The sequence below is a fragment of the Streptomyces albicerus genome, assembly GCF_008905045.1.
Classification (GTDB): Bacteria; Actinomycetota; Actinomycetes; order Streptomycetales; family Streptomycetaceae; genus Streptomyces; species Streptomyces albicerus.
In genome coordinates, this window is the sequence record NZ_VWMY01000017.1 from 17,292 (window position 1) to 34,158 (window position 16,867).

At 70.8% G+C, this 16,867-nt stretch carries 17 protein-coding genes; 12 read left to right on the plus strand and 5 right to left on the minus strand.

Features of this window, described 5'->3' with window-relative positions:
- Positions 1-14: 14 nt before the first annotated feature.
- Positions 15-149 (plus strand): SPW_0924 family protein, encoded by a 135-nt coding sequence (locus GAS53_RS16605; RefSeq protein ID WP_151478377.1) that lies wholly within the window; start codon positions 15-17, stop codon positions 147-149.
- A gap of 34 nt (positions 150-183) precedes the next feature.
- Positions 184-1,176, plus strand: coding sequence for a DUF3068 domain-containing protein (locus GAS53_RS16610; RefSeq protein WP_151478378.1), 993 nt, complete (start codon positions 184-186; stop codon positions 1,174-1,176).
- A 27-nt stretch (positions 1,177-1,203) separates the two neighbouring features.
- Here the strand turns inward: GAS53_RS16610 and GAS53_RS16615 are convergent, their stop codons facing one another.
- Together GAS53_RS16615 and GAS53_RS16620 are read right to left on the minus strand one after the other, a co-directional pair.
- Positions 1,204-3,840, minus strand: a complete 2,637-nt coding sequence (locus GAS53_RS16615; protein WP_151478379.1) for an ATP-dependent RNA helicase — start codon at positions 3,838-3,840, stop codon at positions 1,204-1,206.
- Between the two features lie 4 nt (positions 3,841-3,844).
- Positions 3,845-4,708, minus strand: a complete 864-nt coding sequence (locus tag GAS53_RS16620) for a class I SAM-dependent methyltransferase (RefSeq protein WP_151478380.1) — start codon at positions 4,706-4,708, stop codon at positions 3,845-3,847.
- 337 nt (positions 4,709-5,045) lie between these two features.
- On the opposite strand from GAS53_RS16620, the gene rpsA reads away from it, so the two are divergent.
- From rpsA to GAS53_RS16640, 4 genes are all read left to right on the plus strand, one after another.
- Positions 5,046-6,551: a 30S ribosomal protein S1 gene (rpsA, locus tag GAS53_RS16625; RefSeq protein ID WP_151478381.1), complete on the plus strand. Its 1,506-nt coding sequence runs from the start codon at positions 5,046-5,048 to the stop codon at positions 6,549-6,551.
- A 408-nt stretch (positions 6,552-6,959) separates the two neighbouring features.
- Positions 6,960-7,898: a PAC2 family protein gene (locus GAS53_RS16630; RefSeq protein ID WP_151478382.1), complete on the plus strand. Its 939-nt coding sequence runs from the start codon at positions 6,960-6,962 to the stop codon at positions 7,896-7,898.
- Positions 7,899-7,992: 94 nt separating this feature from the next.
- The gene (gene coaE / locus GAS53_RS16635; protein ID WP_151478383.1) at positions 7,993-8,610 is read left to right on the plus strand and encodes a dephospho-CoA kinase; all 618 of its coding nucleotides are present in this window, start codon (positions 7,993-7,995) and stop codon (positions 8,608-8,610) included.
- A 49-nt stretch (positions 8,611-8,659) separates the two neighbouring features.
- Complete coding sequence (locus GAS53_RS16640) at positions 8,660-9,040, plus strand: tetratricopeptide repeat protein (RefSeq protein WP_151478384.1); 381 nt, start codon at positions 8,660-8,662, stop codon at positions 9,038-9,040.
- 76 nt (positions 9,041-9,116) lie between these two features.
- On the opposite strand, the gene GAS53_RS16645 is transcribed toward GAS53_RS16640, so the two are convergent.
- Positions 9,117-9,419, minus strand: coding sequence for a DUF6343 family protein (locus tag GAS53_RS16645; RefSeq protein ID WP_151478385.1), 303 nt, complete (start codon positions 9,417-9,419; stop codon positions 9,117-9,119).
- Positions 9,420-9,550: 131 nt separating this feature from the next.
- On the opposite strand from GAS53_RS16645, the gene GAS53_RS16650 reads away from it, so the two are divergent.
- From GAS53_RS16650 to GAS53_RS16660, 3 genes are all read left to right on the plus strand, one after another.
- Entirely contained in the window at positions 9,551-10,504 is a 954-nt protein-coding gene (locus GAS53_RS16650; protein ID WP_225858956.1) for an acyltransferase domain-containing protein, read from the plus strand.
- Positions 10,505-10,655: 151 nt separating this feature from the next.
- Positions 10,656-11,339, plus strand: a complete 684-nt coding sequence (locus GAS53_RS16655) for a class I SAM-dependent methyltransferase (protein ID WP_151478386.1) — start codon at positions 10,656-10,658, stop codon at positions 11,337-11,339.
- Between the two features lie 127 nt (positions 11,340-11,466).
- Positions 11,467-11,922, plus strand: coding sequence for a DoxX family protein (locus GAS53_RS16660; protein ID WP_151478387.1), 456 nt, complete (start codon positions 11,467-11,469; stop codon positions 11,920-11,922).
- A 290-nt stretch (positions 11,923-12,212) separates the two neighbouring features.
- Here the strand turns inward: GAS53_RS16660 and GAS53_RS16665 are convergent, their stop codons facing one another.
- Positions 12,213-12,740 carry an RNA-binding S4 domain-containing protein gene (locus tag GAS53_RS16665; RefSeq protein WP_151478388.1) on the minus strand — a complete coding sequence of 176 codons (528 nt, stop codon included), beginning with the start codon at positions 12,738-12,740 and terminating at the stop codon, positions 12,213-12,215.
- Positions 12,741-12,805: 65 nt separating this feature from the next.
- Between GAS53_RS16665 and GAS53_RS16670 the strand changes: the two genes are divergently transcribed.
- Complete coding sequence (locus tag GAS53_RS16670; protein ID WP_151478389.1) at positions 12,806-13,531, plus strand: uracil-DNA glycosylase; 726 nt, start codon at positions 12,806-12,808, stop codon at positions 13,529-13,531.
- A 94-nt stretch (positions 13,532-13,625) separates the two neighbouring features.
- Here GAS53_RS16670 and GAS53_RS16675 read toward each other — a convergent pair whose 3' ends face one another.
- The gene (locus GAS53_RS16675) at positions 13,626-14,363 is read right to left on the minus strand and encodes a GntR family transcriptional regulator (protein WP_151478390.1); all 738 of its coding nucleotides are present in this window, start codon (positions 14,361-14,363) and stop codon (positions 13,626-13,628) included.
- 161 nt (positions 14,364-14,524) lie between these two features.
- On the opposite strand from GAS53_RS16675, the gene GAS53_RS16680 reads away from it, so the two are divergent.
- Both GAS53_RS16680 and GAS53_RS16685 read left to right on the plus strand, forming a co-directional pair.
- Positions 14,525-16,003 carry an NCS1 family nucleobase:cation symporter-1 gene (locus GAS53_RS16680; protein WP_151478391.1) on the plus strand — a complete coding sequence of 493 codons (1,479 nt, stop codon included), beginning with the start codon at positions 14,525-14,527 and terminating at the stop codon, positions 16,001-16,003.
- 2 nt (positions 16,004-16,005) lie between these two features.
- Entirely contained in the window at positions 16,006-16,722 is a 717-nt protein-coding gene (locus tag GAS53_RS16685) for an aspartate/glutamate racemase family protein (protein WP_151478392.1), read from the plus strand.
- Positions 16,723-16,867 lie beyond the last annotated feature (145 nt).

Sequence of the window (16,867 nt, forward strand, 5' to 3'; positions counted from 1 at the left end):
TCGGGAGGCCCCGCATGCGTGCCCTGATCGCCGCCGCGACCGGTCTCGCCGTCGCGCTCGCGCTGGTCCTCACGATCACGGCCCTGGGGTCACCGGAGGGCAAGACGTCACCCGAGCCGCTGCTCACCACCGTCCCCAGCCACCCATGACGCACCCCCACAACGCACAGGGAGGGCCGCCGAGATGCGCCGCAAGGCCAGCCTGATCCTGCTCGCCCTCGCCGTGTTCTTCGCGGCGCTGTCCCCGCTGCTGCGCTGGTACGCCTTCCCGCGCCTGGCCAAGATCCCGGCCAACCAGTACCAGGACATGGTCCTCGAGGCGAAGGACGCGACCCTCCTCGACTACGGCACCATGAAGGCCGAGAAGGTCGACAAGGTGACTATCGTGCAGACCCTCAGGGGCAACGTCGAGGCCTCCCAGAAGATCGAGAAGACCGCCGGCCGCGACGTCGTCGTCTGGGACAGCCTCTCCTACGTCCAGGGCCCCGACGGCAAGATGGTCTCCAAGATCCCCGAGCGCTACATCTTCGACGCACACACCCAGGAACCCGTCCACGCCACCGGCGAGATGGTCGACGGCGACCCGGTCAAACGCGAGGGCATCGAGTTCAAGTGGCCCTTCCTGACGGAGAAAAGGGACTACGAGTACTTCGACGCACAGGCCCGCGTCACCGCCCCCATCCACTACAAGGGCGAACAGGACTTCCGGGGCGTAGACGTTTACTACTTCGAGCAGACCATCCCCTGGACCAAAGTGCCCCTCCCGAAGGTCATGCCCGTCGAAGGCATCACTCCGGAGTCGGTCGCCAAGACGGGCACGACCCGCTGGTACACCACGGTCCGCAAGTTCTGGGTCGAACCCGTCACCGGCGCACCCGTATACGGAGAAGAGATCCACAAGGAGGAGATGCGCGGCGGCACGCTCCTCGGGGACCGCGACAAGGTGACGGCCTTCTCCGGGCACGTGAAAATGCGCGAGGACTACATCAGGTCGACGGTCGACCTGGTCAAGTCCCAGCGCCTCCTCGTCCTGCTGATGACCTCGTACCTGCCGTGGGGCTTCCTGATCCTGGGCGCCGGACTGCTGTCCCTGTCCCTGTACCTGGAGGCGCGCAGCCGCCGCCCCGGCGACCCTTCGCCGACGGAGGCGCGTGAACCGGAGCCGGTCAGCGCCTGAGCCGGGGGCCTGAGCCGGGGGCCCGAGTCAGCGCCTGAGGCGCGCGTTCGTGTGCCGGGTCGGTTCTGCGGTCGCGGGGTCCTCGGGCCACGGGTGCTTCGGATACCGGCCGCGCAGCTCCGCCCGTACGCCCCTGTAGCCGTCCCTCCAGAAGGACGCGAGGTCGGAGGTGACGGCGGCCGGGCGCCCCGCGGGTGACAGCAGATGCACGAGCACGGGCACCCCGGCGACGGCCGGCGATTCCTGGGCCCCGAACATCTCCTGCAACTTCACCGCGAGCACAGGCCGTTCGGGGTCCGCGTAGTCGATCCGGATCCTGGACCCACTCGGCACCTCGATCCGCTCCGGCGCCAATTCGTCGAACCGGGCCGCGTCCCCGGACGCCCACGGCAACAACCGGGTAAGAGCCTGCCCGGCATCGATCCGCTCCAGATCGGCGCGCCGCCGCGCCCGGCTCAGCTCCGGCTCGAGCCATTCGTCCACGCGCGCGTGCAGCGCGTCGTCCGACACGTCGGGCCACGGAGCCCCCACCTGGTGGTGCAGAAACGCGAGCCGCTGCCGCAGCACCTCGGCGTCCCGGGACCACCGCAACACCCCCGGCCCCTCCTCCTTCAAGCCCTCCACAAGCGCCTCCCGTACGCGCCCGGGCTCGGCGCTCCGCAACGGCCGCACGGCCAGCTCCACGGCCCCCAGCCGCTCGACCCGCCGGGCCACGACGTCCCCGCCGGCCCACCGCACCTCGTCACCCTCGCCGTGCAGGGCCCCGGCCGCGTCCCGGGCAACCCGCTCATCGATCACGGCCCCGAGCCGCACGCGCGCGTGCCCCGCCCCCACGGGCCGGTCCGCGACGGCCACAGCGATCCAGGGGGCATCCCGCAGCCCGCTTCCGCCCCCGAGCTCGGCCCGGGTTCCGGACACCATGAGGTAGGAGCCCCCGTGCGCCCGAGCGACCCGCTCGGGGAAGGCGAGGGCGGCGACGAGGCCGACGGCGTGGTCGTCGGTGGGGTTCCTCGCAGCGCCGTCAGGGCGAGCGTTCAGCGGGGGAGTGCCGGCGGGGCGTGCCCCGGGTGTGCCGCCCCCGGACGGAGCGTCGGCGCTCGGCTCCCCCGGAAGAGGGTCGCGCGCGGTGTGTGGGCGGGAGAGACTCCGCGCCGAAGGCGCGGGCGCCGCCGCGGCCCGCAGCCGCCGAACCTCGGCACGCCACCGCCCGGCATAGGCGTCACCCCCGCGCCGGGCACCCCTCAACGCGGACGCGAGGTCGTCCCCGTACTCGCGCGGCGGCTCCTCACTCAGAAGGGCGACCACCTCCGCGGCACGCTCGGAACCCACGGAGGGCACCGCGTCCAGCAACGCCCGCCCGAGCCGAGGATGCAGACCGAGCCGCGACATCCGTACACCCCGCTCGGTGGCCCGCCCGGCAGGGCCAACCGCACCGATGGCCTCCAGAACACCCCGAGTGGCCGCCATGGCCCCGCCCGGCGGCGGATCCAGCAACGCCAGCCCCGAGGCGTCGGGATCGCCCCAGCAGGCCGCCTGCAAGGCGAACGCCGTCAGGTCGGCCACCTTGATCTCCGGCGCCGGGAAACGCGGCAGACGCCCGTCCTCGGCCTCCGTCCAGCACCGGTACACCGCACCCGGACCCTCGCGCCCCGCACGCCCGGCCCGCTGCCTCCCGGCCGCCTGCGAGGCCCGTACCGTCGTCAACGCGCTCAGCCCGCGCGCGTGGTCCACCCGCGGCTCCCGCGCCAGCCCGCAGTCCACGACCACCCGCACCCCGGGAACCGTCAGCGACGACTCGGCCACCGACGTCGCCAGGACCACCCGCCGCCTCGTACCGCCGGACAGCACCGCGTCCTGCACGGCCGCCGGCGCCCGCCCGTGCACCTGAAGGACCTCGACGTCGCCGAGCCCGCCGAGCTGCCCGGCGACCCGCGCGATCTCCCCGACCCCGGGCAGGAAGCACAGCACATCCCCGTCGCGCTCGGACAGAGCCCGCCGCACCACCGACGCCACATGCGTCAGCAGCTGCGGGTCCACCCGCATCCCGTGCGACGGCCGCACGGGACGTACGGGCGGCGCCCACACCACGTCGACCGGATGGGAGACGCCCGCCGCCTCGACCACCGGCACGTCCCCGAGCAGCCGCGCCCACCCCTGCGCGTCGGTCGTCGCGGAAGCGGCCACCAGCCGCAGCTCGGGACGCAGAGCGGCCCGTACGTCCAGCAGGAAGGCGGCCACCGTGTCGGCGTCCAGATGCCGTTCGTGGCACTCGTCGAGCACCACCACGTCGACGCCCGCCAGCTCCTGGTCCCGCTGCAGCCGCTGCAGCAGCACCCCGGTCGTGACGACCTCCACGCGCGCGCGTGGCCCGACCACCCGCTCCCCGCGCACGGTGTATCCGACGCTCTCGCCGACCTTCTCGCCGAGCAGCCACGCCATCCGCCGTGCGGCCGCCCGCGCGGCGATCCGCCGCGGCTCGGCAACGACGACACGGCGTACGAGCCCGTCGCCCACGAGTCCGGCGAGCACCAGCGGGACGAGGGTCGTCTTGCCGGTGCCGGGCGGCGCGACGAGCACCGCGGCGCCGTGCGCCTCCAGGGCGTCGCCCAGGCCGGGCAGCGCACCGCGTACGGGCAGGGGGTCGAGCGCGTCGTAACGGATCACACGCTCAGTCTCGTACGCACACGAAGATCGCCGTCCCCGGAATCAGGTTTCCCCGAAGGGGAGACCAGCCGCCCCACTCCTGGCTGTTCCAGGCCGGCCACTCCGGCTCGACCAGGTCGACCAGCCGGAAGCCGCCCGCCACCACGTCCCGGACGCGGTCACCGACCGTCCTGTGGTGCTCGACGTAGACCGCGCGGCCCGCCTCGTCCTGCTCGACGTACGGCGTGCGGTCGAAGTACGAGGCCGACACGCTCAGCCCCTCCGGGCCGGGCTCGTCGGGAAAGGCCCAGCGGATCGGATGCGTGACGGAGAAGACGAACCGGCCGCCGGGCCGCAGCACCCGGCGCACCTCCCGCAGGACCTTCACAGGATCGGCGACGAAGGGCAGAGCCCCGTACGCGGAGCACGCCAGGTCGAAGGAGCCGTCCCCGAAGGGCAGCGCCCCGGCGTCCGCCTCCACGAGCCGGACGCCCTCGGCGCCGATCCGCAGGGCGTGCTGGAGCTGCCGGTGCGAGACGTCCAGGGCGACCGGACGGGCCCCCTGGGCGGCCAGCCAGCGCGAGCACTGGGCGGCCCCCGCGCCGATCTCCAGGACGTCCTTGCCCTTCAGCTCCTCCATCGGGCCGAGCAGCTCGGCCTCGATCTCGTCGAGGCCCTCGGGCCCCCATACGAAGCGGTCGTCGCCGAGGAACGTGCCGTGCTCGACCTGGTACTCGTCCGCGTTCCGGTCCCACCAGCCACGATTGGCGCGGGAACTCTCGGTGACCCCCGCCTCCCGTCGTGTCGCCTCGGGCTCGAGCGGTTCGGGCTCTTGGATGATCGGCTCCCTCGTCGTACTCTTCCGTCGAACCCGTCCAGGCGGCGACACGAACGGGGCGCCACAGCGCCCGCGTGGCCTCCTGAGACAGGTCTTGTGCCGGGTATGCGGCGTTCCGCCCCGGGTGTGCGCCTTCGCGCATTGACCCTGTCCGGCTGCCCCCGTATGCTACAAGTTGCGCTGCGGGCCTGCGCTCCTCAGACGTAGCAGGCTGCGCTCGCATCTGTTGTATGTCCCCTCGGTTTTCGAGGCGCCACCGGAAAGTGTTCGTCACAGAACACGGCCCGGATTCGGCGCTTCCTTGGCTGTCCGGCTTCTTCAGAGCGAAACGGGCTCCCGGCGTAAGCAGTACCTACGACTCAATGTCCGTACCGGAGCCCTTTCCCACATGACGAGCAGCACCGAGACCACCGCCACCACCCCGCAGGTTGCGGTCAACGACATCGGTAACGAGGAAGCCTTCCTCGCCGCGATCGACGAGACGATCAAGTACTTCAACGACGGCGACATCGTCGACGGCGTCATCGTGAAGGTCGACCGGGACGAGGTCCTGCTCGACATCGGTTACAAGACCGAAGGCGTTATCCCGAGCCGCGAACTCTCCATCAAGCACGACGTCGACCCCAATGAGGTCGTCGCCGTGGGCGATGAGATCGAGGCCCTCGTCCTCCAGAAGGAGGACAAGGAAGGCCGTCTGATCCTGTCCAAGAAGCGCGCTCAGTACGAGCGTGCCTGGGGCACGATCGAAAAGATCAAGGAAGAAGACGGCATCGTCACCGGTACCGTCATCGAGGTCGTCAAGGGTGGTCTCATCCTCGACATCGGCCTCCGTGGCTTCCTGCCGGCCTCCCTCGTCGAGATGCGCCGCGTTCGCGACCTCCAGCCGTACGTGGGCAAGGAGCTCGAGGCGAAGATCATCGAGCTGGACAAGAACCGCAACAACGTGGTCCTGTCCCGCCGTGCCTGGCTGGAGCAGACCCAGTCCGAGGTCCGCCAGACGTTCCTCACGACCCTGCAGAAGGGTCAGGTCCGTTCCGGCGTCGTCTCCTCGATCGTCAACTTCGGTGCCTTCGTGGACCTGGGTGGCGTCGACGGTCTGGTCCACGTCTCCGAGCTGTCCTGGAAGCACATCGACCACCCCTCCGAGGTTGTCGAGGTCGGCCAGGAAGTCACCGTCGAGGTCCTCGACGTCGACATGGACCGCGAGCGCGTCTCCCTGTCGCTGAAGGCGACCCAGGAAGACCCGTGGCAGCAGTTCGCCCGCACCCACCAGATCGGCCAGGTCGTGCCCGGAAAGGTCACGAAGCTGGTTCCGTTCGGTGCGTTCGTCCGCGTGGACGAGGGCATCGAGGGTCTGGTGCACATCTCCGAGCTGGCCGAGCGCCACGTGGAGATCCCGGAGCAGGTCGTCCAGGTCAACGACGAGATCTTCGTCAAGGTCATCGACATCGACCTCGAGCGCCGTCGCATCAGCCTCTCGCTGAAGCAGGCCAACGAGGCCTTCGGTGCCGACCCGGCCTCGGTCGAGTTCGACCCGACGCTGTACGGCATGGCCGCGTCGTACGACGACCAGGGCAACTACATCTACCCCGAGGGCTTCGACCCCGAGACCAACGACTGGCTCGAGGGCTACGAGAAGCAGCGCGAGGCCTGGGAGGGCCAGTACGCCGAGGCGCAGGCGCGCTTCGAGCAGCACCAGGCGCAGGTCATCAAGTCCCGCGAGGCCGACGCGCAGGCCGAGGCCGAGGGCACGGCCACCCCGGGTGCGGCTCCGGCCGCCTCCGGTGGCGGCGGCGGTTCGTACTCCTCGGAGTCGGACGACAACTCCGGCGCCCTGGCGTCGGACGAGGCCCTGGCTGCCCTCCGCGAGAAGCTGGCCGGAGGCCAGAGCTGATCGCTGCCGCTGAGGCTCAGCCGATAGGCGGATAGCTGAGGGGCCGCACCTTTCGAGGTGTGGCCCCTCAGACGTGTTCGGGGGCTGCCGGCTGTCCTCCGAGTGCGGGTTTCATGGCCGGCCGCGCTCTCGCGGCGGAGCCGCATCTCGATGCCGCCCCGCGCCCCTGAGGGAGTTGGCCTCGACGTTGCAGAAGTCCGGTGCGGGGTCCCGGCCCCCATAGGGGCGCCGGGAACTGCGCGACCAGCCCCCACCGCCCCGCAGGTTCATCACCGTGCCCAGCGGAGCGCTCAGCGCGGTCGTCGCGCCTGAGATGCCGGTAAGAGGAGGCAGTGAAGGGGCATGTGGCGGGAATGCTCGTGTCCTGGGCCGCGTTGTGGAGTACGAACACGAGGAGGAGCGGTCACTGTGCTTGATCCGCAGGGTTTGTACGCATGGGAGCCGAAGGGCCTGGATGTCGTCGACATGGCGCTCGCCCAGGAGTCGGCCGGTCTTGTCATGCTCTACCACTTCGACGGATACATCGACGCGGGCGAGACCGGCGACCAGATCGTCGACCGGCTCCTCGACTCGCTGCCCCATCAGGTCGTGGCCCGCTTCGACCACGACCGGCTCGTGGACTACCGCGCCCGACGCCCGCTGCTGACGTTCAAGCGCGACCGCTGGGCCGACTACGAAGAGCCCACACTGGACGTGCGGCTGGTCCAGGACGCCACGGGCGCGCCCTTCCTGCTGCTGTCGGGACCCGAACCGGACGTCGAGTGGGAGCGCTTCGCGGCGGCCGTCCAGCAGATCGTGGAGCGGCTGGGCGTACGCCTGTCCGTGGACTTCCACGGCATCCCCATGGGCGTCCCGCACACCCGCCCCGTGGGCCTCACCCCGCACGGCAACCGCACCGATCTCGTCCCCGGCCACCGCAGCCCCTTCGACGAGGCCCAGGTCCCCGGCAGCGCCGAGTCGCTCGTCGAGTACCGCCTCATGGAGGCCGGACACGACGTCCTGGGCGTCGCCGCGCACGTGCCGCACTACATCGCCCGATCCCCGTACCCCGACGCCGCGCTGACCGTCATGGAGGCGATCACCGCCGCCACCGGCCTGGTCCTGCCCGGAATCGCGCACGCCCTGCGCACCGAGGCGCACCGCACCCAGACCGAGATCGACCGGCAGATCCAGGAGGGCGACGAGGAGCTCGTCGCGCTCGTCCAGGGACTTGAGCACCAGTACGACGCCGCCGCGGGCGCCGAGACGCGGGGCAACATGCTCGCCGAGCCGATGGACATTCCTTCGGCGGACGAGATCGGGCTCGAGTTCGAGAAGTTCCTGGCCGAGCGGGAGGGCGACGCGTAGGCGTTGTCACGGTCTGGGGGACGGGCCTTGGTTGTGACGGGTCCGCCGCCGCCCCGCCGGGGCGCTGTCAGCGGCGGGCCCTAAGCTTCTGCTCATGCTGAAGGTGGGCCTGACCGGCGGGATCGGCGCCGGCAAGAGCGAGGTGTCGCGGCTGCTCGTGGAGCACGGCGCCGTGCTGATCGACGCCGACAGGATCGCCCGGGAGGTCGTCGCGCCGGGAACTCCCGGCCTGGCAGCCGTCGTCGACGCCTTCGGCGAGGAGGTGCTCGCCGCCGACGGCAGCCTGGACCGGCCGAAGCTCGGCTCCATCGTCTTCGCGGACGCGGAGAAGCTCGCCGTACTGAACTCGATCGTGCACCCCCTGGTGGGCGCCCGCTCCCGCGAGCTCGAAGAGGCCGCCTCGGAGGATTCCGTGGTCGTGCACGACGTCCCCCTGCTCACCGAGAACGGCCTCGCGCGGCTCTACGACCTCGTGATCGTGGTCGACGCCAGCCCCGAGACCCAGCTCGACCGGCTCGTCCGGCTGCGCGGCATGACCGAGGAGGACGCCCGCGCCCGCATGGCCGCCCAGGCCACCCGCGAGAAGCGCCTGGAGATCGCGGACATCGTCATCGACAACGACGTCCCCCTGGAAGCTCTGCAGCGGCGCGTACGGGACGTGTGGGCGGAACTTGTACGCCGGGCGCACCGGGCGCACACGACCTTGGAATAGTGGGCCACTGTGGGGCGTTGATTCCTTGCAGTTAGGGAAGGACTCTGCCGTGCCCGAGACCAGCGGATTCGCCGGACGTACTCCGGAGACGCATGTCATCGACTTCCGTGCCGCCGAGCAGTTGCTGGCCGCGCGGGATCCGCGGGGCGCGGTGAAGCTGCTCGACGGAGTCATCGCCGCGTACCCGGAGAACACGGCGGCGCGCCTGCTGCGCGCGCGTGCCTTCTTCGCGGCGGCCCAACTGAGGCCCGCAGAGCTGGAGTTCACGATCGTGCTGGAGCGCGAGCCGGACAACGCGTTCGCGCACTTCGCGCTCGCCCGCACCTATGAGCGCTCCGGCCGACCCGACCAGGCCATACGCCACTTCCGGCTCGCGGCGGCGCTGGATCCGCAGCCGGAGTATCTGGCCGCGGCACGGTTCGACTCCTGAGCCGGGCCGTCCAGGACGGACGTATGAGCCGGGTTGTGCAGAACGGAGCCTGAACCGGGCCCTCCAGACGCCTGAGTCACTGCCGGTCGGAGCGCGGATCTGTCGGAGCGCGGTTCTGGACGCGGCGCTCCGGCGGCCGGTACGGCGGGATGTCGGGTCCCGGCTGGTAGTGGGGCCCCTGCCGGATGTGCTTGAGGATCATCGACAGATCGACGGTGACGATCAGCCACAGCACCCCGCAGGCGATCGCCCAGCCCGGCCGCCCGGCGAGGGCGAACGCGGCCGTCCCCGCTATCGCCCAGACCAGCCCCCACACACTGAGCCAGAGGCGCGCTCGCAGCGCACTGCGCGCAGTCGTCGGTTCACTGCCCGTACGCATCGGGATCACTACTCCTACGGGGAAACGTACTCTTCGTGGTGCAGGTTCACCAAGGGACGGACGAACGGGGAGCGGCTGTGCTGGTGGAGGAGCTGCGGGCGGACGAGAGGCTCGCCGGCTGGCTGAGGGATCTGGAGAGCGAGAGCGAGAGCGAGGGCGAGCCCGGCGGCCCACGGGCCGAGGCCGTCCTTCCGGACGCGGTCGCGCTGCCGGACGTACTGCTCGACCTGTCCGTGCCGCACGAGCACGTCAATGAACTCGTCGTGCTCCGCGACCGGCTGGCGGCGGATCCGGAGGCGATGACACTGCTGTGGCGGTGCGTCGACCGGTTCGTACGCGACATGGGGGAGATCGGCAAAGGGTGGGAGCCACCCGTGTTTCCGGAGTCCACGGGGGCGCTGGGCCGCACCTTCCATCTGTTCGTGTTCGTCGCCGCGCTGCCGTATGTGCGTGCCTACCACCGGCAGCGGGGCATTCCCGCGGACGTGTCCCGGCGCACCCTCGCCGACCTGGGGCGGCACATGGCCGTGCACCGGCGGCGGTTCGGCACCGGCGGGCTGCTGGTGCCGTGGTGGATCGCGCTGCACTTCCACGGGGAGCTGTACCAACTGGGACGGCTGCAGTACCAGCGTGCACGGCTCGGCGGGCACACGGGGCAGGCGGCCTCGGCCGCCGGCCTGGACACCGGCCCCGGTGAGCTCTGTCTGAGCCTGCACATCCCCGACTTCCGAGGGCCCATGTCGCCGGAGGCCTGCGACCGGTCGCTGGACCTGGCACGGGAGTTCTTCGCCCGCCACTACCCGGACGAGCGCTATGCGGTGGCGGTCTGCCACTCCTGGCTGCTCGACCCGCAGCTGAAGCGGTATCTGCCGGCGGACTCCAACATCGTGCGTTTCCAGGAGCGGTTTCAGGCCGGGTACGAGGAGACGAAGGCGGACGACAAGAGCCCCGTCGGGTTCGTCTTCGGCGACCCGGAGCTGCCGGTGGAGGAGTTGCCGCGGCGGACGAGGGTCGAGCGGGCGGTCGGGGATCATCTGCGGGCGGGTGGCCACTGGTACGGCGGGCATGGCTGGTTCGCATTGTAGTCAGCCGCTATGCGACCGGTTCGTGCTCTGATGGGCCTCTTTGCGACCCGCAACTGTGTGGCCGATTCGCACTGTCACTCGAACGGGTGGTGTCGTCGGGAGTGGGAACGGGGCGTCGGCCACGGGCCGTTGGGCGGGTATGACGATCGAGATGCGTGACGGATACGAGGGGACGGGTCCCGGCGCGATCACACCGGACGGCTGCGCGGTGGAGCTGTACGCGCGGCTGCCTGTGGGGGACGAGCCGGACATCATCACGGCGGCCGTCCCGGCGGGGGCGCACATGCTCGAACTGGGCTGCGGCGTGGGCCGGATGACCCATCCGCTCCTGGAGCGGGGCTTCACGGTGACGGCCGTGGACGAGTCGGCCGAGATGCTGGAGAGGGTGCATGGGGCGCGCACGATATGCAGCCCCATCGAGACGCTCGACCTGGGGGAGAAGTTCGACGTGGTGATGCTCGCGTCGTTCCTCGTGCACAGCGGAGACCTCGAGGTGCGGCGCAGAATGCTGGACGTGTGCCGGAGCCATGTCGCTGACGGAGGGTGCGTGCTGATCCAGCGCGAGGGGGAGGACTACCACACGAATCTGCCGCGGGAGAGGGTCGATCCGAGCGGGTTCACGATACGGATGCTGTCCGCGGAGCCGGTCGGGGACGGGGTCAACTCGGTGCGGGCGGAGTACGTGTTCCCGGATGCCGTATGGACGCAGACGTTCCTCGCCCGGCCGCTCACGAAGGAGGAGTTCGAGGAGGCGTTGGGGGAGGCGGGGCTGAAGGTCGACCGGTATCTGACGGAGGACCGGGTCTGGGTGCGAGCGGTGCCTGTGGGGGCGTGAAATCCCCTTGGGGGCGGCGAGTTCCTTTGCCGGGTGATGCGGCTTCTTCGTGAGGCGATGAGTTTCGGACGGCGGGTCGGTCTAGCTCTGTGACAGCAACGCGAACCGCTTGACACAGGAGATCCCCATGTCCGACTCCACCGCTCCCGTCACCGCCGTCACCTCCGGCACAGTCATCGCCGAGTCGGCGACCGCTCGTGGCCGCCGTGCCCGCCTCGGCCTGCGTGGTCTGCAGGTGCTGCTTGCTCTCTTCTACGCGATCGCGAGCGCGCTGCCCAAGCTCATCGCGCACCCCTCGGCGGCCGAGGGCTTCGAGGAGATGGGCTGGGGCAGCGCGGGGATGTACAGCATCGGGGTGCTTGAACTGGCCGGTGCCGTGGCGCTGTTGATCCCGGTGCTCTCGTCCGTGGCGGCAGTGTCGCTGAGCGCGCTGATGGTGGGCGCGTTCATCACACAGATCACCGTCTTCGACGGGGAGAACGCGGCGACCCCGCTCATCCTCATAGTGCCGCTCGCACTCATCGCCTGGGCGCGGCGGGGGCACGCCGTGGAGCTGCTGAGGCTCGTCCGACGACGGTCCTGAGCGCAGGACTCCGGGCGGCGTCCGGCAGGGCATCCCAGGCCCTTTGCCGGACGCCGCGCTGTGCGTTGGGTGGTCCCGCGGGAGCGCGTCTCGCCTCTGAAGGGGCGCGGGGCCGTGACATCATGCGGCTCCGCCGCGGGGGCGCGACCAGCCACGGACGGCCCGCACTCGTCGCACGGCCCGTCGCACCGGCCCGCACTCCTCGCACGGCCCGTTGTACTGCCCTTCGCGCTGCCCTGTCGGCGGTGCGCTCGGGCTCCTGCCCGGGCGCTCGCTTCAGCCCCTTGTGGTCAAGGTGCCTCCGGGCCGCCGTCAGGGGAGCCCAGCCCCCGCAGGCGTTCCATCTCGCGGCGGTCGCGCTTGGTGGGGCGGCCCGTGCCGCGGTCGCGGATGCCTGCCGGGGCGACGGCCTCGCGGGGCGGAGGCGGCGGACTGTTGTCGACGTAGCATTCCGCGGCGACCGGGGCCCCGACCCGCTTGCGGATCACGCGCTTCACCACGACGATCCGTTCGTGGCCCGCATGACGGAGGCGGACCTCGTCGCCGACGCGGACGGCGTGCGCGGGCTTGACGCGCTCGCCGTTCACGCGGACGTGGCCTCCGCGGCAGGCGGTGGCGCCCATCGAACGGGTCTTCACGAGGCGTACGGACCAGATCCAGCTGTCGACACGCACGGTCTCGCCGCTCGCGGGCGCGGCCGCCTTCGCCACGGCCACGGCGTCGGCGGAGCCGCCCGCGCCGGTCCCGCTCTCGGCGTTCCGCGCACCGGCCGTACCCTCCGCGGCGCTCGGCCCGTTCCCCTGAGTCCCTGAAGCCATGTTCCGACCCTAGTCCTCGGCGGGCGGTAAGCCGGAGCGTTTTTCGCCGGGCATACCGTAGTGGCATGGAGCAGGAGCGCAGCCTGGCCGAGCTGGACGAGCGGATCGCCGGGTGCCGGGCCTGCCCACGGCTGGTCGAGTGGCGGGAGGAGGTGGCCCGCACGAAACGGGCCGCTTTCGCGGACTGGACGTACTGGGGCCGCCCGGTGCCGGGTTTCGGACCGCCGGACGCCTCGCTGCTGGTGGTCGGGCTCGCGCCCGCGGCGCACGGCGGGAACCGGACCGGGCGCATGTTCACCGGGGACCGGTCCGGGGACGTGCTGTACGCGGCGCTGCACGACGTGGGCCTCGCGTCGCAGCCCACGTCCGTGAGCAGCGACGACGGGCTGGCCCTGTACGGCGTACGCGTCACCTCGCCCGTGCACTGCGCGCCGCCCGCCAACAAGCCGACGCCCTGGGAGCGGGACGCCTGCCGGCCCTGGCTGGTGAGCGAGCTGAAGCTGCTCAGGCCCACTCTCCGCGCGGTCGTCGTGCTCGGGGCCTTCGGATGGCAGGCCGCGCTGCCTGCGTTCGCCGAGGCGGGATGGACGGTGCCCCGGCCCCGGCCGGCCTTCGCGCACGGGGCGCGGGTCGTGCTGGAGGGCCCGGACCGGCCGCTGGAACTCTTCGGGTGCTTCCACGTCAGCCAGCGCAACACCTTCACCGGGCGGCTCACCCCCGAGATGCTGCGGGACGTGCTGTGTACGGCGGCGAAGGCGGCGGGGCTGCCGGTCGGACCGTACGACGGTTAGGGTCGCGCGATGGGCCTGTATCCGGAGATCGAACCGTACGGCCACGGCAAGGTACGCGTCCCGTTAGAGGTGGCACCGATCGCCGTACGGGCGGTCACGCTTCTACCGCGGAACCGGAACCGGAACCGGAACCGGAGTCTGAACCGGTATCGGTATCGGTATCGGTATCGGAGTCTGAACCGGAGCCGGTGTCACCGAAGAGATGGCGAACCGTCGACCGATAGTTGGCCTGGACGTGCGCCAGCGCATGGGCACGAGCCATCTCACGGTCGCCGGAGGCAATCGCCGCGTACAACTCGCGGTGTTCGGCGAGGAGCTGCGGCCACTCCTCGTTCTGGCGGGTGAGCCAGCGCAGCCGGCCGTCGACCGGCTCCATCACGGAGATCAGCAGGCTGTTTCCGGCCATCGCCAGGATCCGGTTGTGGAAGCGGGTGTTGATGTCGGTGATCGCCTCCGCGTCGTCCGCGCCGGTCGCGTCCGCCGCGCGGTCGAGCAGTTCCTCCAGTTCGGCGAGGTCGGCCCGGGTGGCGCGCTGCGCGGCCAGCCCGGTGGCGTAGACCTCCAGGGCCTCGCGGAGTTCGAAGAGTTCCGCGACATCCGTCGGGGTCAGCCGGCGTACGACCGTACGGCGCGGGGTCTCGAAGAGGACGAAGCCCTCGGCGACCAGGGCCCGGATCGCCTCGCGGACCGGCACGCGGGAGACCCCGAACCGCTCGGCCAGCTCGCGCTCGACCAGCCGGTCGCCGGGCAGCAGCCGCCCGGAGATGATCTCCTGCCGCAGCGAGCTGAGGACCCGCTCGCGTACCGCCCCCAGCGGTTCCACCGTTGTCATGGGTCCATCCTCGCCGAACCCGGGACGGTTTTACCGAGCTGTAACCGTACGGACATGGCCAGATGTCGTCGGCGGCGGGACCATGACCGGAGTTTGGTATACCAAAACTCCGGCAGTCGTCCCCCAGTCCTCCCCGTCGTACTCTCGCTCATGGAGGCCCCGTGTCCCTCGCCGATCCAGCCGAAGCCACCGGCGCACCAGCGTTCGTCCCCGATCCCCGGCTCACCAACGAAGACCTCGCCCCCGCGGGCAAGCGCAACTGGAAGGTCTTCGACCTCTTCGCCATGTGGATGTCCGACGTCCACAACCTCGGCAACTACACGTTCGCGGCGGGCCTGCTGGTGCTCGGCATGAACGTCTGGCAGATCTTCACGTCCCTGCTCGTCGGCTTCGTGCTCATCTACATCGGCATGAACTGGATGGGGAAGATCGGACAGGCCCACGGCGTGCCCTTCCCCGTCGTCAGCCGTATCAGCTTCGGCGTCTGGGGCGCCAACATCCCGGCCCTGATCAGGGCCGTCATCGCCATCATGTGGTACGGCATCCAGACCTATCTGGCCTCGGTCGCCGTCAACATCATGCTGCTAGCGGCCTGGCCGGGCCTCGAGTCCTGGACCCACAGCAACTTCCTCGGCCTGCACGCGCTCGGCTGGGTCTCCTTCGTCTCGCTGTGGCTGGTCCAGGCGCTCATCATCAGCCAGGGCATGGAATCCGTACGGAAGTTCCAGGACTTCTGCGGCCCCGCCATCTGGATCGTGATGATCGCGCTGGCCGTCTGGATCCTCGCCAAGGCCGGCTGGACCATCTCGCTCACCTCGACCCCGAACCCGGTCTCCGTGGGTGAGCAGTGGCGGCAGTGGTTCGGCGCGATCGGCCTGATCCTCGCCACGTACGGCACGCTGATGCTCAACTTCTGCGACTTCTCGCGCTTCGCGCCCAGCTACAAGACGGTCAAGCGCGGCAACTTCTGGGGCCTGCCCATCAACTCGACCGCCTTCGTGATCGTCTCGGTCATCGTCACGGCCGGCTCCATCGAGGTGTTCGGCAAGGCCATCACCGACCCGGCCCACCTCGTCGCCGAGATCGGCAACAAGTGGGTCCTGATCCTGGGCGCGCTGACCTTCGCCATCGCCACCATGGGCGTCAACATCGTCGCCAACTTCGTCTCGCCCGCGTACGACCTGGCCAACGTCTGGCCGCAGAAGATCACCTTCAAGGTCGGCGGCATGATCAGCACGGTGGCGGCCCTGGTCGTGACCCCGTGGAACCTCTTCTCCAACCCCACGGTCGTCAACTACTTCCTCGGCGGCCTCGGCGCCTTCCTCGGCCCGCTGTTCGGTGTGATCATGCTCGACTACTTCTGGGTCAAGCGCGGCCGCATCGACGTGGACGAGCTCTTCAACGCCCGGCCCGGATCGCGCTACTACTACAGGAAGGGCGTCAATCCCAAGGCCCTGTGGGCGTTCCTGCCCGCGGCCGCGGTCTCGGCAGTGCTCGCGCTGGTGAAGACCTTCAACGAGGTGGCCCCGTACTCGTGGTTCATCGGGACGGCGCTGGCCGCCGGGCTGTACGCGATCCTGTGCCGCTCCGAGCGCGCCGCCACTCCTGCCGAGCCGGCTCCGGCTCCCGTGGAGGGCTGAGCGTGCGGATCGTCGTCACCAACTGCAACACGACGCAGGGGATGACCGAGGAGATCGTGCGAGGTGCCCGGGCCGCCGCAGGCCCGGGCACCACCGTGCTCGGACTCACCCCCGCCTGGGGGCCCGAGTCCGCGGAGGGCTGGCTCGACAGCTACCTCTCGGCGGCGGCCGTCCTCGACACCCTGCGGACGTACGACGGCCCGTACGACGCCGTCGTCATGGCCGGATTCGGGGAGCACGGGCGCGAGGGCGTACGCGAACTCGTGGACGTACCCGTCGTCGACATCACCGAGGCGGCCGCCCATCTCGCGTGCCTGCTCGGGCGGCGGTACGGCGTCGTCACCACGCTGGAGCGCTCGGCCGGGCAGATCGAGGACAGCCTGTACACGGCGGGGGTGGCCCAGAACTGTGCAGCCGTCGTGGGCACGGGGCTCGGTGTCCTCGACCTCGGCGACGTGGAGCGCACGGAGGCCGCCTTCGTGACCGCCGCCGAACGGGCCCGGGACGCCGGCGCCGAGGTCCTGGTGCTCGGCTGCGCCGGGATGACCGGCCTGCAGCGGGCGGTGGGCGACAAGCTGGGACTGCCGGTCGTCGACGGGGTGGGCGCCGCGGTGAAGCTCGCCGAGTCGCTGGTGTCGCTCGGGCTCACGACGAGCCGGGCCGGCAGCTATGCGAAGCCGCTGCCGAAGCGGCGGACCTGGGGACCTCCGTCGGGGTGATTCTGTCCGCCTCGGAGGCGGCGAGCGGAGCAGTGGGCGAGGCGGCGGGTCGTGGGTGACTCCAGACTCCGGGGGAGAGGCGCCAGCGCTTAGGGCGCCTCGCGGACGAGTCGCCGCCGATGCCTCCGGCGGTGGGAACGGAGTC

Bases quoted from the DNA above. Each gene is read 5' to 3' on its own strand.
- GAS53_RS16605 (WP_151478377.1), top strand. From the start codon at position 15: ATGCGTGCCCTGATCGCCGCCGCGACCGGTCTCGCCGTCGCGCTCGCG.
- GAS53_RS16610 (WP_151478378.1), top strand. From the start codon at position 184: ATGCGCCGCAAGGCCAGCCTGATCCTGCTCGCCCTCGCCGTGTTCTTC.
- rpsA (WP_151478381.1), top strand. From the start codon at position 5,046: ATGACGAGCAGCACCGAGACCACCGCCACCACCCCGCAGGTTGCGGTC.
- coaE (WP_151478383.1), top strand. From the start codon at position 7,993: ATGCTGAAGGTGGGCCTGACCGGCGGGATCGGCGCCGGCAAGAGCGAG.
- GAS53_RS16645 (WP_151478385.1), bottom strand. From the start codon at position 9,419: ATGCGTACGGGCAGTGAACCGACGACTGCGCGCAGTGCGCTGCGAGCG.
- GAS53_RS16655 (WP_151478386.1), top strand. From the start codon at position 10,656: ATGCGTGACGGATACGAGGGGACGGGTCCCGGCGCGATCACACCGGAC.
- GAS53_RS16660 (WP_151478387.1), top strand. From the start codon at position 11,467: ATGTCCGACTCCACCGCTCCCGTCACCGCCGTCACCTCCGGCACAGTC.
- GAS53_RS16665 (WP_151478388.1), bottom strand. From the start codon at position 12,740: ATGGCTTCAGGGACTCAGGGGAACGGGCCGAGCGCCGCGGAGGGTACG.
- GAS53_RS16670 (WP_151478389.1), top strand. From the start codon at position 12,806: ATGGAGCAGGAGCGCAGCCTGGCCGAGCTGGACGAGCGGATCGCCGGG.
- GAS53_RS16675 (WP_151478390.1), bottom strand. From the start codon at position 14,363: ATGACAACGGTGGAACCGCTGGGGGCGGTACGCGAGCGGGTCCTCAGC.